Below are 13,089 nucleotides of genomic sequence, written 5' to 3'. Positions count from 1 at the left end.
TGCGGGTCCGCGTCGAAACTTCTGGTGAGTGTCTGGAACCGATCTTTATAACAGTTCCGGAGAGGGAGATTTACCCGTTCTTAATGGGTTTCATGGGTAATTAGCACCATGTTCCCCCTATAATCCGCCCATGGAAATCCCAGGCTACAAGATCGAGCGCCAGATCGGTAAGGGGGGCATGGCCACGGTCTATCTGGCCACCCAGCAATCCCTCAAGCGACACGTGGTGCTCAAGGTGATGGAGGCCCGTTCCGACGACGGCGCGGAATTCGCCCGGCGGTTTCTCAACGAGGGTCATCTGCTGGCGGCGGTGAACCACCCCAACGTCATCACCATCTATGACATCGGTATCACCGAGGACTTTCCATACATCTCCATGGAATACCTCGGCGGCCAGGATCTCACCGGCCGCCTGGCCACGCCCATGCCACCGGCCATGGCCCTGGACATCGTCTACCAGATCGCCGGCGCCCTCGCGGTGGCCCACGCCAAAGGCATCATCCATCGTGACGTCAAGCCTGCCAACATCCTGTTTCGCGACGACGGTACACCGGTGCTCACGGATTTCGGCATCGCCAAGCACCTGGGGGATACCGAACTCACCTCCACGGGCACCATCCTCGGCAGCCCGTATTACATGAGTCCGGAGCAGGTAGAGGGCAAAACGGTGCTGGACGGCCGTTCCGACATCTACAGCCTGGGAGTGATCCTCTACGAGATGATCATGGGTCGACGCCCCTTCGAGGGCGAATCGGCCATCAACATCGTCCTCCAGCACCTGCAATCCCCGGTCCCTCCGCTGGACCGGGAGCTGAGGCCCTATCAGCCGCTAATTAATCTCATGCTGGCCAAGAACCGGCACGAGCGCTTCCCCGATGCCGAACGCCTGCGCCAGTACATCCGTGATCTGCGTCCTGCCTCCGGGGCCTACACCCACCGCGATGAGGACTCTCGCGCGGATACCGGTCAAGAGGAAAGGAACGGCTCCCCGCGCCGCTATATGGGCGGTCATGTCACCCAGCAACTGGAACTCGTGAGGCGCCGGCGGCGCGTCACCTGGTCCATTCTCGGCGTTGTGGTGCTGGCCATTTCCACAGTATTGACCTGGTATTTCATTACCGAACTCGAGCGCTACGAGAACATCTCCGTGGCCCCCATCGACAGGCCGGTGCGGCCCGCCCCGGCTACCGAAGGTCTCTCCGCCGCTGACGGCCAACTCGCCCATCTGCGTTCCCAGGTGACCACGGCCCTGGGCTGGCTCGCCCGGCGCAGCCTCGCCGACAAGCGGCTGACCTCGCCACCGGGAGACAACGCGTACTATTACTTCAACCGCCTGCTGGAAGTGGAGCCAGGCAACCCCGTAGCCCTGCAGGGCATCGCCCAGGTAGCCTCCGCCTATGCCGACATGGCGGAGCAGGCGGTCAAACAGCGCGATTACCCCAAGGCCGAGCAATACCTCGCGCTCGGTCTCCAGGTGGACCCCGACAACAAACGGCTGCAGGTTCTTCGATCGAACGTTCAGTTACGCGAACGGTCGATTTTAGAGAGCTTCTTCGGGCTTCTCGGCGAGTGAGAGCAATGCCCGGTGCGGCACATATCCGAACCGGTCCGGCTTATCAATCACTGACGCGTGTAGCGGGTTAAATCCGCCGCGTTGTCATGATAATGTCATAATCCATTCATTCCTTTGACACGGCGAAGACATACACTCGTAGCAACTCCAAACCCACCTTCAGGAGATCCCGCCCGATGTCGAGCGAACAAATGGAAAAATCCGGCGTCTCCCGTCCCAGGCTGCAGGTCAAACTGGCCCACAGTGACGAAGAGATCCTCGCGACCCAACGCCTGCGCTACCGGGTATTCGCCGAGGAAATGGGGGCGGAGGTGCACACGGTGGCCCCGGAAGTCGAAGCCGACGGCTACGATCCCCACTGCCAGCATCTGCTGGTGCTGGATGGAGCCTCTGGGAGGGTGGTGAGCAGCACCCGCATCCTGACTAGTCAGATGGTGGCACGCACGGGGGGCTTCTATTCCGAGAGCGAGTTCGACATCGGCGGCATCCTGCGCATGCCCGGCAACTTCATGGAAATGGGGCGCACCTGCGTGGATCCCGACTTCCGTAGCGGGGCCGCCATCGGCATGCTGTGGGCCGGGCTGGCCCAGTTCATCGAACTGAACCGGATCGACTACCTCATCGGCTGCGCCAGCATCCCCATGCAGGACGGCGGCGTGCTGGCCCATGGCATCATGAGGGAGTTGCGGGCACATCATATGGCCCCGGACCACCTGCGGGTGACGCCCAAGAGGCCTCTGCCGGCCATGGACGACGCCCTCCTCGACGGCCCCGCCCCCGCCATGCCCCCGCTGTTGAAGGCCTACCTGCGGGTGGGGGCCTGGGCCTGCGGAGAGGCCTGCTGGGACCCCGACTTCCAGGTGGCGGACGTGTTCGTCATGCTGGACGTTGACAACCTGCAACAACGCTACGTCCGCCACTTCCTGCGCGGCCAGGGCAACCAACGGCCCGCCTATGCCCTGGCTTCGTAGGCTGCTGCGGCTACCGGTCCTCGTTCTTCATCTGCTCCTCGGCGTCATACTCAGCGCGCTGCTCTTCCGTGGGGCCCCGGCGCGGTGCCCCCCACGGGATCGCCGCATCGTGCGCTGGTGGCTGGGCGCCATCCCCCCCATTCTCGGCATCCGGGTGTCGGTCCGTGGCCGCCCGACCCCGGGACCGGTGCTGCTCACGGCCCCCCACCTCTCGTGGCTGGATATTCCGGTGCTCGGCGGCACCGGTGAAGGCGTATTTCTGTCGAAGGAGGAGGTCCGCCACTGGCCGATAATCGGCTGGCTGGCCGCCCGCTCCGGTACGCTGTTCATCGGTCGCGGGCGCCGCGAGTCCATGGAGCAGGCGATGACGAGCATCGCCGATGTCCTGGACCAGGGCGGCCAGGTGCTCGTATTTCCGGAGGGCACCACCACCAGCGGCACCCTGCGGCGCTTCAAGGGCCGGCTGCTCGAGGCCGCCATCCACGCCGGAGCCCCGATCCAGCCCGTGATGCTGCGCTACCCCCACCCCGACGGTACCCACCCGCTGGTCCCCTTCGTCGGTGACACCGGGCTGGTGGAACACATCTGGGCCCTCAGCGCCGCCACCAAGGTGGAGGCCGAGGTGGCGTACCTGGCCCCCATCCCGGCGACCAACCGCACATCCAACGAACTGGCCCGGGCGGCGGAATCCGCGGTACGCCAAGCCCTGGGCCAAGAGCAGGCGGCCTGACCCGGGGCGGAGGTGACAATGATCCGGCGCCAGGCGGAACCTGCCCGCGCCGCCATGCGCTGGAGCCACGCCCGCGCATCCAACCTCCTTCTAAGGCTTGGCGCCCCCACCGTTGGTGGCGCGTAAGGTCTCGTCTTCATCCGCGGCGGCCTTGAGCTTCGCCTTGTAGAAACGCTCCAGCAGATCATCCGCCAGGGCCCTGATGACCTCCGGTTGCTGGGCGGCCGCCAGGTCATCCGCGGCCTGTTCCTCTTTCGTCTCCTGCCCCTGTTCCTGCTTCTCCTCGAGGCGCCGGGCCACCTGACGTTGGGCCTCGGCCTCCTGGCGGGCGCGCTCGGCCGCCACGGCCTGCTCGCGCAGAACCCGCTGGCGCTCAACGTCCGCACGCCAGCGGGTATCGTCCACCAGCTTGCCGTCCTCGAACACCTGCACCCGCGGCCCTCCCCCCGCGGATCGATACCAGGCCGGCGGCGACCCGGACAGGTAAGGGGTGCCGGTGTCGGGATCTACCCACTGGTACATCCGGGCCGCCACCACTTCGGTGACCAACAAAAGGGCAACCACTACAGACCAACGCATCGCGCGTATCCTCCCAATGCCTGGGGTCAGGCTTGCGTAATTGCATTATGCGCGCGCCCCGCGAGCGGCGGCACTCTATATACTCATTACCATTGTAGGCGCCGGGGCATGAATTGGGAAAACCGCGGTCCATTCGCGGGATGAGTAACCGCCGCTGTTTCCACCCGGTATCCGGCGGCCGACGTGGAGGCGGGTATTGCCGCAGGACACCGGCTCGCCGTTGCACGGCGGACCGGGCAGGTTTAACGTCGTCAGGTTATGACAGACCAGAATCGGACATCTTCGGCCGCTTTCGTCACCGTAATCCTCGGGGTGGCGGTAGTGCTCCTGGTGTGGAACGGCATATCGCGTTATCACGACAACCTGTCCCTGCACCACCGTCTGGTGGAACGGGTCACCAACGCGGCGGCCAGCGAGGTCTCCCAAGAGATCCGCGAACTCAAACGCCGGGTGGCCCTGTTCAGCGAGATAGAGAGCGACCTGTTGTCCCGGGTGGTGTTGGACCCCCTCGACGACATCAGCTACCAGACCCTGGTCAGCCTGGTGAACCAATATTTCACCGGCCAGATCGGCTTCGCCGTCACCGGGCCCCAAGGTGAATTGATGGCCGCCACCGAGCCCGGCATCGATAATCCCGAACTCCTGGCGGACCTGGCTGACTTCGCCCAGGGCGCCCACAGCCATCGCCCCCACCTCTACCGGCTGGGCGACGGTTATCACTTCGTCATCATGACGCGCTGGGCCACCCTCGGCGGCGCCCGCGGCGCCTTTCTGGTGAGCTTCCGTCCCGAACGCGTGGCCGTGCTGCTGAAGAAATACGAGATCGACAACCACAGGCTGTTGCTGGTGCGCTCCACCGATCCCGGCCTCATCGAGATGACAGGGGTCGGCGCCCGGGAGACCCAGGGGTCGCCTTCCCGCCTCGGTGCCGATAACCGGGAGCGTCTCATCACCTCGCGGGAGGTACCCGGCACCGGCTGGGTGGTGGTCGACCGCCCGTCCGAGGCGGTCTACAACGAGATCAAGGGGGACATCGCCCGCAACACGGGGCTGTTCATCAGCGCGCTGATAGCCATGACCGTGGTATTGCTGCGCTATCTCCGCAAGGCCGAGGAGCGCCGCATGCGCACCGAGTCCATGCTCCAGTCCACCCACCACGAACTCGAGCTGCGGGTACGCGACCGTACCCGCCAGCTCACCGAGGTGAACCAGGAACTCCACGATGTGGTGGAGCGCCAGCGCGTGGCCGAGCATACCCTGCGGGAGCGGGAGGCCACCCTGCGAGCGGTGCTGGAATCCACCGTGGATGCCATCGTCGTGATCGACGAGCATGGCAGCATTCGATCCTTCAACGAGGCGGCCGAGGGGATGTTCGGTTACTCGGCAGAGGAGGTCATGGATATGAATGTGAACATGCTGATGCCCTCGCCCCACCGCGAACAGCACGACCAATACCTGGCGCGCTATCTGGAGACGGGCAAGCGCCATATCATCGGCATTGGGCGGCGCGTGGAAGGACGGCACAAGGACGGCTCCACCTTTCCCATCGATCTGGCGGTGAGCGAGGCCCGCATCGGCAAGCACCGGGTATACACGGGGATCCTGCGCCGGCCGATGGAGGCCAGGCAAGACCAGGCGGACGTAGCCTGAGGCGCCGGCCGCCCCGCACCGGCGCGCCCCTTCCGGCATCCGCGTTCCACTGCCCGGCCTGCTAAACTTCGCACTTTGCCCGCAGGACCTGTGGGCCAATCCATGAGGACAGTACATGAGCACGGTCAACAAGGTGGTCCTGGCCTATTCGGGCGGACTCGACACCTCCATCATCCTCAAATGGCTGCAGGATACCTACGGCTGCGAGGTGGTCACCTTCACCGCCGACATCGGCCAGGGCGAGGAGGTGGAGCCGGCGCGGGAGAAGGCCCGGGCCGCGGGGATCCGGGAAATCTACATCGAGGACCTCAAGGAGGAATTCGCCCGGGACTACGTGTTCCCCATGTTCCGCGCCAACACCCTCTACGAGGGCGAGTATCTGCTCGGCACCTCCATCGCCCGCCCCCTCATCGCCAAACGGCTGGTGGAGATCGCCAACGCAACCGGGGCGGATGCCATATCCCACGGCGCCACCGGCAAGGGCAACGACCAGGTACGCTTCGAGCTGGGGGCCTACGCCCTCAAACCCGATGTGCGCATCATCGCGCCGTGGCGGGAGTGGGACCTCAACTCCCGGGAGAAGCTCATGGCCTACGCGGCGGACCACGGCATCGCCGTGGATTTCGCCAGACAGGGCAAGAAGTCCCCCTACTCCATGGATGCCAACCTGCTGCATATCTCCTACGAGGGCGACCTCCTCGAGGACCCCTGGGCGGAGCCCGAGGAGGACATGTGGCGCTGGACCACCGCCCCGGAGCAGGCCCCCGACAGTCCCACCTACGTGACCCTGGCCTTCGAACACGGCGACATCGTGGCCGTGGACGGCGAGGCCATGGGCCCGGCCGCGGTCATGAGCCATCTCAACGCCGTAGCCGGCGCCAACGGCATCGGGCGGGACGATATCGTGGAGAACCGCTACGTGGGCATGAAATCCCGCGGCTGCTACGAGACCCCGGCGGGCACCGTGATGCTGAAGGCCCATCGCGCCATGGAGTCCCTGACCCTGGACCGCGAGGTGACCCACCTGAAGGACGAACTCATGCCCCGCTACGCCAAGCTCATCTACAACGGCTACTGGTGGAGCCCCGAGCGCCTGATGCTCCAGCAGATGATCGACGCCAGCCAGGCGCGGGTCACGGGTGAGGTGCGCCTCAAGCTCTACAAGGGCGGCGTCGCCGTGGTGGGCCGCCGCTCAAGCACCGACAGCCTGTTCGACGCCTCCATCGCCACCTTCGAGGACGATGCCGGCGCCTACGACCAGAAGGATGCGGAAGGCTTCATCAAGCTCAACGCGCTGCGCATGCGCATCGCCGCCAGGCAGCGCCTCCCCGCCTCCTGACATCCTGCCCGAAACTACGCCCGATGGATGAACGGCGGGCGCAGGGAGGCGGCCGCCCACGGCCGATCCCTTCGGCAGGAGACGCGTCACGGGTTCGCGTCCCGCACACTCCCCGGAAATCGTAAAAATCCGACGGGTGCCGGTCCACGAACCGGCACCCGCCCCCCTCAATCGAACAGGGGCAGACCGCTCGGCAGCGCCGTCGGCACGTCGCCCCGCAGGTCGATGCTGCCCGGATCCGTGAGGGCGTGGAGGAAGGCCAGGAGATCGTCCACCTCGTTGGGGCGCAGGCGCACGGGCTCCAGGGTGTTGGCGGCGGCGATATCCCAGCGCCGGGTCGGGTCGTTGTGGACCACGAAATCCAGGAGGTCCAGATCGTCGCGCCGCGGCATGACCACCTGATCAGTATCGTAGCCCTCCAGCCCGGCGGTCGGGTCGAGGTGATGCTCCACTACGGCCCGCAGGGTGTTGTAGGCACCGCCGTGGCCCCAGGGGCCGGTGAGGGCCACGTTGCGCAGGGGCGGGGTGCGGAACCGGTAGCGGTCCTCGATATCGCCGGTCACCAGTTCCCGGCCGAAGTCGTCATGACCGTCCGGTCCGTTGCCCTTGCCCGGGCCGATCTGGGGCATGGCAATGGCGTGGAAGGCCATGTCCGTCTGGAACTTACCGCTATGGCAGGAGCTACACCGCGCCTTGCCGTAGAAGAGCCGCATGCCCGCCACCGCCTGCCGGCTCATGGCCTCCCTGTCGCCACGCAGATAGGCATCGAAGGGGCTGTCGTCGGCGCGCCAGGCACTGGCCTCGAAGGCGGCAATGGCATTGGCCGCATGGACGAAGGTGATGTCACCCGCCTGCTGGATGTCGTCATAGGCGGCGATGAAGAGTTCCACGTAGGCCGGTATGGCCTGCAGCCGGTAGGCCAGCTGGTCCCAGACACCGTCCGGGCCGGCCAGGTTGTCCACCGCCGCGGCGTTGGCGATGCTATTCTCCCCGAGCTGCCCCGCCATCTCGGTACCGGAGGTGACAGGGAACATGGCCTGGGCCGCCAGCACGTTGTCCAGGCCCGGCGGCAGGTCGTCGCCGGCGGGGGAGAAGAAGCCACTGGGCCGGGACGGATCGATGGTCACCCGGCCGTCATGGAACATGTGGGTCATGCTGCCGGCCCCCAGGTTGAACACGGGCGGTGCATTGCGCGGCACCCGCTCCGGAATGGCGTGGACGCCCTGGCCGGTGTCGCGGGTGACCCCCAGGCCACTGCCGCCCTCCCCCACGGGCAGGGACAGGCCGTCCCCCGTATCCGTCAGGGAATGATGGCAGGTGGCACAGGAGATGTTACGGTTGCCGCTCAGCTCCTTGTCGAAGAACAGGAACCGGCCCAACTCCACCTTGGCGGGGTCCGGCCGGCCCTCGTCATGGAAATCGCTATCCCTTACGGGCCCCGGCAGGCGGCCGTTGCCGTGGCCCTGGCCGTGGGCCCTGCCCTGATCCGCCGCGTGCCCATGGCCCCGGTCATTGCCCTTGCCGGCCGCAACCGCACCGCCGCTCAACGCCAAGACCGCACCGATAACGATGATTAGTGAGCGCATGATTCTCCCCCTCGATTCCCGAATTTGACCCCACAAGCGTGAGGCAACAATGGATGTTCTAACCACTGCGGTCCATGCGGCCCATCGGTGGATCGACGGGCCTTTTATTGGGTTGTTTCCCGTGGCGGCCGCAAGCTTCGACGCGGATCGCGCTCAAGTCCACTCGATGACTAAGGAAATGTGATCCAGTCGTGCTATGGCCGCGGCTTGGCGGTCTCCGGCCCGGCCACTGGAGCAGACCAGGCCGCCGGCACTACCCCATGTCCGGTGGAAGGGTACTGGCGGCCCTCAGTCCGCGGTCGACCTCACGGGGTTGCCGAGGGCCTGGCACACGTGCTCCGCCAGGCCCACCCCCGCCTCGTGCATCGTGAGGTAGGTCTCGTCCGCCCCCGCCTGCTTGATCAGCCCCACATGGTCCTCGTGGAGGGCATGGGAGATGATGGGGCCGGCGAAGCCCCTGGCCCGCAGTTGGCGCGCGGCCATAACCTTGGCATCCACGTGGTCCATGGCCAGCACCACGGCGCGGATCCCCGCCAGGTCCACGCCGTGCCAAAAGTTGGAGTCCTCCACGTCCGTATAGACGACGTTGCGACCCGCCGCCGTCTGGGCGGCCACGGTATAGGGATCGGCGTCCAGACCGATCACCCGCGGGTTTCGTGGCACCATGAAATCGTAGGCGGCGCTGCCCGTACGTCCCATGCCCATGATGAGGATCTCCGCGTCGCCGAAGGCCGCCGGCTCCTCATCGGGATGCCTCTGCGCCTGCTCGAAGCCCTCGAGGAACGACCCGAAACGCTCATACAGGGGATGGGCCAGCCGGTTCAGGGGCGCGGCGATGACGAAGGACAGGGCCACCGTCACCGCCAGGGGCACCAGCCACTCGGGCAGCACCGCCGCCGCCACGATGAGACCGAACTCGCTGTAGGCCGCGAGGCTGAGGCCACCGAGGAAGGCGTTGCGGGCCCGCAGACGGAACAGCACCAGCAGAAAGAAGAACAGGATTCCTTTTAACGGCAGGATAACGGCAAAGGCCAGGGCGAAAGCCAGGTCCCCTGCATCCGGCAGGCCCTGCATGCCGATCTGCAGAAAGAAGCCCACCAGGAACACCTCCTTGAGGCTCCACAGGGCCTCCGACATCTCCTTCGCCCGCTCGTGACTGCCCACCAGCACCCCCATGAGCAGGGCACCGATCTCGCCACTCACCCCCACCGCCTGGAAGGCATACCCCCCCACCACCAGGGCCAACAGCATGCCCATGAGCACCAGCACCTCGTCATGCCCGCTCAGGTCCAGCAACCGGTACAGCAGGGGACGCAGCAGGGGCAGGGTCAGGATCCACAAGGCCCAGATGGAGGGCGTGTTGCCACCCCACACCGCGATGACCCCGAGGGCCACGATGTCCTGGATGATGAGGATGCCGATGGCGGCGCGGCCATGGAAGGCACCGAGTTCCCTTTTGCCCTCGAGGATCTTGGCCGCCAGCACGGTGCTGGAGAAGGACAGGGCGATGGCCAGCAGCAGGGCGGTGTTCCAGTCCACGTCCAGCACGAAATGGATGCCCGGGGTGAACACGCCTACGGTGATGGCGAAGTGGGCGAGGCCGCCGCCGATGACATGGGGCTTGACTAGCTGACCGAGCTTCAGCTTGAGACCCACGGTGAACAGCAGCATGAGCACGCCGATATGGGCCATGTGCTCCAGCACCTCGCCGCTGTAGGCCGGCAGGCCCAGGGCACCCCCCGTGGCATTGAGGGCAAAGCCCGAGGCCAGAAAGCCCACCAGGGGCGGCAGGCCCACCTGGCGCGCCGCCAGGCCGGCGATGAAAGCGAAAGAGATTACGATGACCTCGAACATCACGCCCCCGGTATGTCTTTTTTATCCCCTATGGATTGATTGAACGCACGCCTGTCATGCCCGGCATCACGCCCTCGCGCGCCGAACCGGCAAAGCGTCCATCGGGATAGGGTAGCGCTGGCCTCGAGGTCCCGCGTTCAGGACGGGGATGATACTACAGGCGCCCGGCCAGGCCGGACATGAACGTCGGGCAGACCCGGAAACCAAGAGTCAGCGCTGCGGCCCCGGGATCTCATATTACGGGGTGTAAGGAGCAGGGAAGGGGCGCAGCAAAGCGCCCTCAATACGTTGAGGTGCGTCACCCAGCCGTGCCTGGCACGGCCCGCTGCGCTTGACCCACCCTACGCCGCTGGCACGGCAGGTTGGGTGCCGTCATGCCGGGCTCGACCCGGTAGCCAGAGAATATATCACCAGGCCCGACCCCACCGCGGGCTTCGCCGTGCCATCCACCCCTGGTTTTCTTGCCGTGCTCGGCCTTTGGGCCGACCTGATGGGCGTTCAACACACCATGCACTATCGGCCGCCAAAAGACAGCCAATGGCCGTTCAAGGTGACAGACGCCGGTACCAGTCGGCGATGGCCCGCCCGATGGCCTCGGGCTGGTCCTCCTGCAGATAATGCAGCCCCTGGCCCACGTAGACGGTCTCGATGTTCTTGGTGTGCGCCACCATCCACTCCGCTGCGGCGGGACCATTGAGGGCGCCGGGCCTGGCATAGAGCATGAGTTTGGGCTTGTCGGTGGTCATCAACCACTGGTTGTAATTGCCGATGACCCGTGTGGTATGGGGTGGGCGATTGCCGATGGGGATCTGGTTGGGCCAGGGGACGATGACGCGGCGCCGTGCGTCCCGGGTCCGGAACGGTTCCCGATAGGCATCCATCTCCGCCTCGGTCATGTCGCGCATCACCATGTCCGGCAGGGCCTTCTCCACGAAATAGTTCTGCTCCACCATCAGTTCGCTTCCCTTGGCGGAACGCAGGGTGGTGAAGAACTCTTCGAGCATGGGCGGCAGGTCGTCGTAGTTCGCAGCCGGGAACATGGGCGCCACGATGGCCTCGAAGAACGCCACACCCTTCACGTTATCGGTATACCGTGCGGCATAATCGAGGGCGAAGGCCGAACCCCAGTCGTGGCCCACGACGGTGACGTTCTCCAGACCCAGGGCCTCGATGAAGCCCTCGATGTAGCTGACGTGATTCGCATAGTTGTAGTCGATGTCCGGACGCTCGGACTTGCCGAAACCGATGTTGTCCGGCGCGATGACCCGGGCACGGTCCGCGAGGTGGGGGATGACATTGCGCCACAGATAAGAGGACGTCGGCTGGCCGTGGAGCAGGAGAATGGGATCTCCTTCGCCCTCGTCCACGTAGTGCATCTTCGAGCCGAGCACCTCCACGTAGTGGGATTCGTAGGGAAACTCCGCCGATATGACCGGCGATGATGGTTCGGCCGCGACGGTGGTGTAAAGCAAAGAGACGGCAAGCAACGCCGCCGACAGAACAGTGATGGCCCGACTGCGACCCGGGTCCGGTAAAAATGACATTATTCTCCTCCTGTGGTCGGATCGATGGCGCGAGAGCGTGATGACGCTCCCGCCGACGAGTCCCTGAAGGGGACCATCCATGGCGCGCTAAACTTACCGGACCGACACTCCGAATGCCGGCGCCCGACAGATCCCGACTCACGGGACGGTCCCTGAGTAGCTAAGCCAAGGAGAACCCCATGAGCCCCAAGCCCATCCACACCACCGCCCTGCTGGTCTCGGTCCTGGCCCTGACCGGCGCCCCGTCCATCATGGCTCGGGAGATCTTGGCCGGGAAGATCATTGAAAACGTCCTCGGCATGCGCTTCGTGCACATCCCTGCCGGCAGCTTCGTCATGGGCACAGCGGATCCGGCGGCGGCCGCCGCCGAGGTGGCCGACCCGGACCCCGCCTACGCCGAGGACGAGACCCCCGCCCACGAGGTCACCATCTCCCGCCCCTTCTACATGGGGCAGACCGAAGTCACCCAGGGGGTATGGCTCGAGGTGATGGAGAACCAGCCCGGTCCCGCCGCGTGGTGGGAGGGCGACGACTGGGCACGGCTGCCGGTGGCGGCGGTGTCGTGGAACATGGCGGCCCGTTTCGTGGAGGAACTGAACCGCATGGATCCCGCCCACCGCTACCGCCTCCCCACCGAGGCCGAATGGGAATACGCCGCCCGCGCCGGCACCACGGGGCTACGGCCCGTGGCCACGGAGGCCCTGCCCGACCATGCCTGGTACATCGCCAACTCCGGCGACCACCCCCATGCCGTGGCGACCCGCGAGCCCAACGCCTTCGGCCTCTACGACACCCTCGGCAACGTGTGGGAATGGGTGGCGGACGACTATGCCCCGGACACCTATACCGCGGCGCCCCGCCGCGACCCCCAGGGCCCGACTACGAGCCGCTCGAAGGTGCGCCGCGGCGGCTCTTACCACTGCCCCGAGCACCAGATCCGCCCCGCCTACCGGGGAGCCAATGCCCCCCATGTCCGCTATACGGTGCTGGGCCTGCGGGTGGTGGCCGAACCGCGGCATGGGCCCTGACGGCCGGCCCGAACCCGACAACCTCTCGCCCCTGACGCGCCTGGCTCAGGGCTAAACTGGCAAATCCCGGACCGCCGCTGGCAAAACCGGCCACCAGCCAAAGGGTATGGTTAACGTGAAAGTCGCGAAGCACGAACTCCCCCTCTCCCTCTGGGAGAGGGATGGGGTGAGGGAACGAACATGGCGATACGCGCTCCTCTTTCATCATCTCGGGCGGCGCGTATCGCCATGAGAG

The 13,089-nt window shown here is 65.8% G+C and carries 10 protein-coding genes; 6 read left to right on the top strand and 4 right to left on the bottom strand.

The window, feature by feature from the left end:
• Positions 1-130: 130 nt before the first annotated feature.
• The 3 genes from U5S82_12180 to U5S82_12170 all read left to right on the top strand — a co-directional run bounded on the left by U5S82_12180 (position 131) and on the right by U5S82_12170 (position 3,274).
• Positions 131-1,573 (top strand): protein kinase, encoded by a 1,443-nt coding sequence (locus U5S82_12180; GenBank protein MDZ7752401.1) that lies wholly within the window; start codon positions 131-133, stop codon positions 1,571-1,573.
• A gap of 176 nt (positions 1,574-1,749) precedes the next feature.
• Entirely contained in the window at positions 1,750-2,544 is a 795-nt protein-coding gene (locus U5S82_12175; GenBank protein MDZ7752400.1) for a GNAT family N-acyltransferase, read from the top strand.
• The gene (locus U5S82_12170) at positions 2,528-3,274 is read left to right on the top strand and encodes a lysophospholipid acyltransferase family protein (protein MDZ7752399.1); all 747 of its coding nucleotides are present in this window, start codon (positions 2,528-2,530) and stop codon (positions 3,272-3,274) included. Before U5S82_12175 ends, U5S82_12170 begins: the two co-directional genes overlap by 17 nt.
• 90 nt (positions 3,275-3,364) lie before the next feature.
• Here U5S82_12170 and U5S82_12165 read toward each other — a convergent pair whose 3' ends face one another.
• Positions 3,365-3,853 (bottom strand): hypothetical protein, encoded by a 489-nt coding sequence (locus U5S82_12165; protein ID MDZ7752398.1) that lies wholly within the window; start codon positions 3,851-3,853, stop codon positions 3,365-3,367.
• A 258-nt stretch (positions 3,854-4,111) separates the two neighbouring features.
• Here U5S82_12165 and U5S82_12160 point away from each other — a divergent pair, with 258 nt between their 5' ends.
• Together U5S82_12160 and U5S82_12155 are read left to right on the top strand one after the other, a co-directional pair.
• On the top strand, positions 4,112-5,503 hold the full coding sequence (locus U5S82_12160; GenBank protein MDZ7752397.1) for a PAS domain S-box protein: 1,392 nt from the start codon (positions 4,112-4,114) through the stop codon (positions 5,501-5,503).
• Between the two features lie 115 nt (positions 5,504-5,618).
• Positions 5,619-6,842 (top strand): argininosuccinate synthase, encoded by a 1,224-nt coding sequence (locus tag U5S82_12155; GenBank protein ID MDZ7752396.1) that lies wholly within the window; start codon positions 5,619-5,621, stop codon positions 6,840-6,842.
• 167 nt (positions 6,843-7,009) lie between these two features.
• On the opposite strand, the gene U5S82_12150 is transcribed toward U5S82_12155, so the two are convergent.
• The 3 genes from U5S82_12150 to U5S82_12140 form a co-directional block, all read right to left on the bottom strand.
• Positions 7,010-8,428, bottom strand: a complete 1,419-nt coding sequence (locus U5S82_12150) for a cytochrome c peroxidase (GenBank protein ID MDZ7752395.1) — start codon at positions 8,426-8,428, stop codon at positions 7,010-7,012.
• Positions 8,429-8,716: 288 nt separating this feature from the next.
• Positions 8,717-10,282, bottom strand: coding sequence for a cation:proton antiporter (locus tag U5S82_12145; protein ID MDZ7752394.1), 1,566 nt, complete (start codon positions 10,280-10,282; stop codon positions 8,717-8,719).
• Between the two features lie 545 nt (positions 10,283-10,827).
• Positions 10,828-11,826, bottom strand: a complete 999-nt coding sequence (locus U5S82_12140) for a haloalkane dehalogenase (GenBank protein MDZ7752393.1) — start codon at positions 11,824-11,826, stop codon at positions 10,828-10,830.
• Between the two features lie 179 nt (positions 11,827-12,005).
• Between U5S82_12140 and U5S82_12135 the strand changes: the two genes are divergently transcribed.
• Positions 12,006-12,854, top strand: a complete 849-nt coding sequence (locus U5S82_12135; GenBank protein MDZ7752392.1) for a formylglycine-generating enzyme family protein — start codon at positions 12,006-12,008, stop codon at positions 12,852-12,854.
• The last annotated feature ends 235 nt before the right edge of the window (positions 12,855-13,089 follow it).

Source organism: Gammaproteobacteria bacterium, from assembly GCA_034522055.1.
In the GTDB taxonomy this organism is placed as follows: domain Bacteria; phylum Pseudomonadota; class Gammaproteobacteria; order JAABTG01; family JAABTG01; genus JAABTG01.
This window is presented reverse-complemented; position numbering and strand designations above follow the sequence as displayed.

What these genes read in the sequence shown, in the direction of transcription:
- U5S82_12180 (MDZ7752401.1), top strand. Translation starts at nt 131, where the DNA reads ATGGAAATCCCAGGCTACAAGATCGAGCGCCAGATCGGTAAGGGGGGC.
- U5S82_12175 (MDZ7752400.1), top strand. Translation starts at nt 1,750, where the DNA reads ATGTCGAGCGAACAAATGGAAAAATCCGGCGTCTCCCGTCCCAGGCTG.
- U5S82_12170 (MDZ7752399.1), top strand. Translation starts at nt 2,528, where the DNA reads ATGCCCTGGCTTCGTAGGCTGCTGCGGCTACCGGTCCTCGTTCTTCAT.
- U5S82_12165 (MDZ7752398.1), bottom strand. Translation starts at nt 3,853, where the DNA reads ATGCGTTGGTCTGTAGTGGTTGCCCTTTTGTTGGTCACCGAAGTGGTG.
- U5S82_12160 (MDZ7752397.1), top strand. Translation starts at nt 4,112, where the DNA reads ATGACAGACCAGAATCGGACATCTTCGGCCGCTTTCGTCACCGTAATC.
- U5S82_12155 (MDZ7752396.1), top strand. Translation starts at nt 5,619, where the DNA reads ATGAGCACGGTCAACAAGGTGGTCCTGGCCTATTCGGGCGGACTCGAC.
- U5S82_12150 (MDZ7752395.1), bottom strand. Translation starts at nt 8,428, where the DNA reads ATGCGCTCACTAATCATCGTTATCGGTGCGGTCTTGGCGTTGAGCGGC.
- U5S82_12145 (MDZ7752394.1), bottom strand. Translation starts at nt 10,282, where the DNA reads ATGTTCGAGGTCATCGTAATCTCTTTCGCTTTCATCGCCGGCCTGGCG.
- U5S82_12140 (MDZ7752393.1), bottom strand. Translation starts at nt 11,826, where the DNA reads ATGTCATTTTTACCGGACCCGGGTCGCAGTCGGGCCATCACTGTTCTG.
- U5S82_12135 (MDZ7752392.1), top strand. Translation starts at nt 12,006, where the DNA reads ATGAGCCCCAAGCCCATCCACACCACCGCCCTGCTGGTCTCGGTCCTG.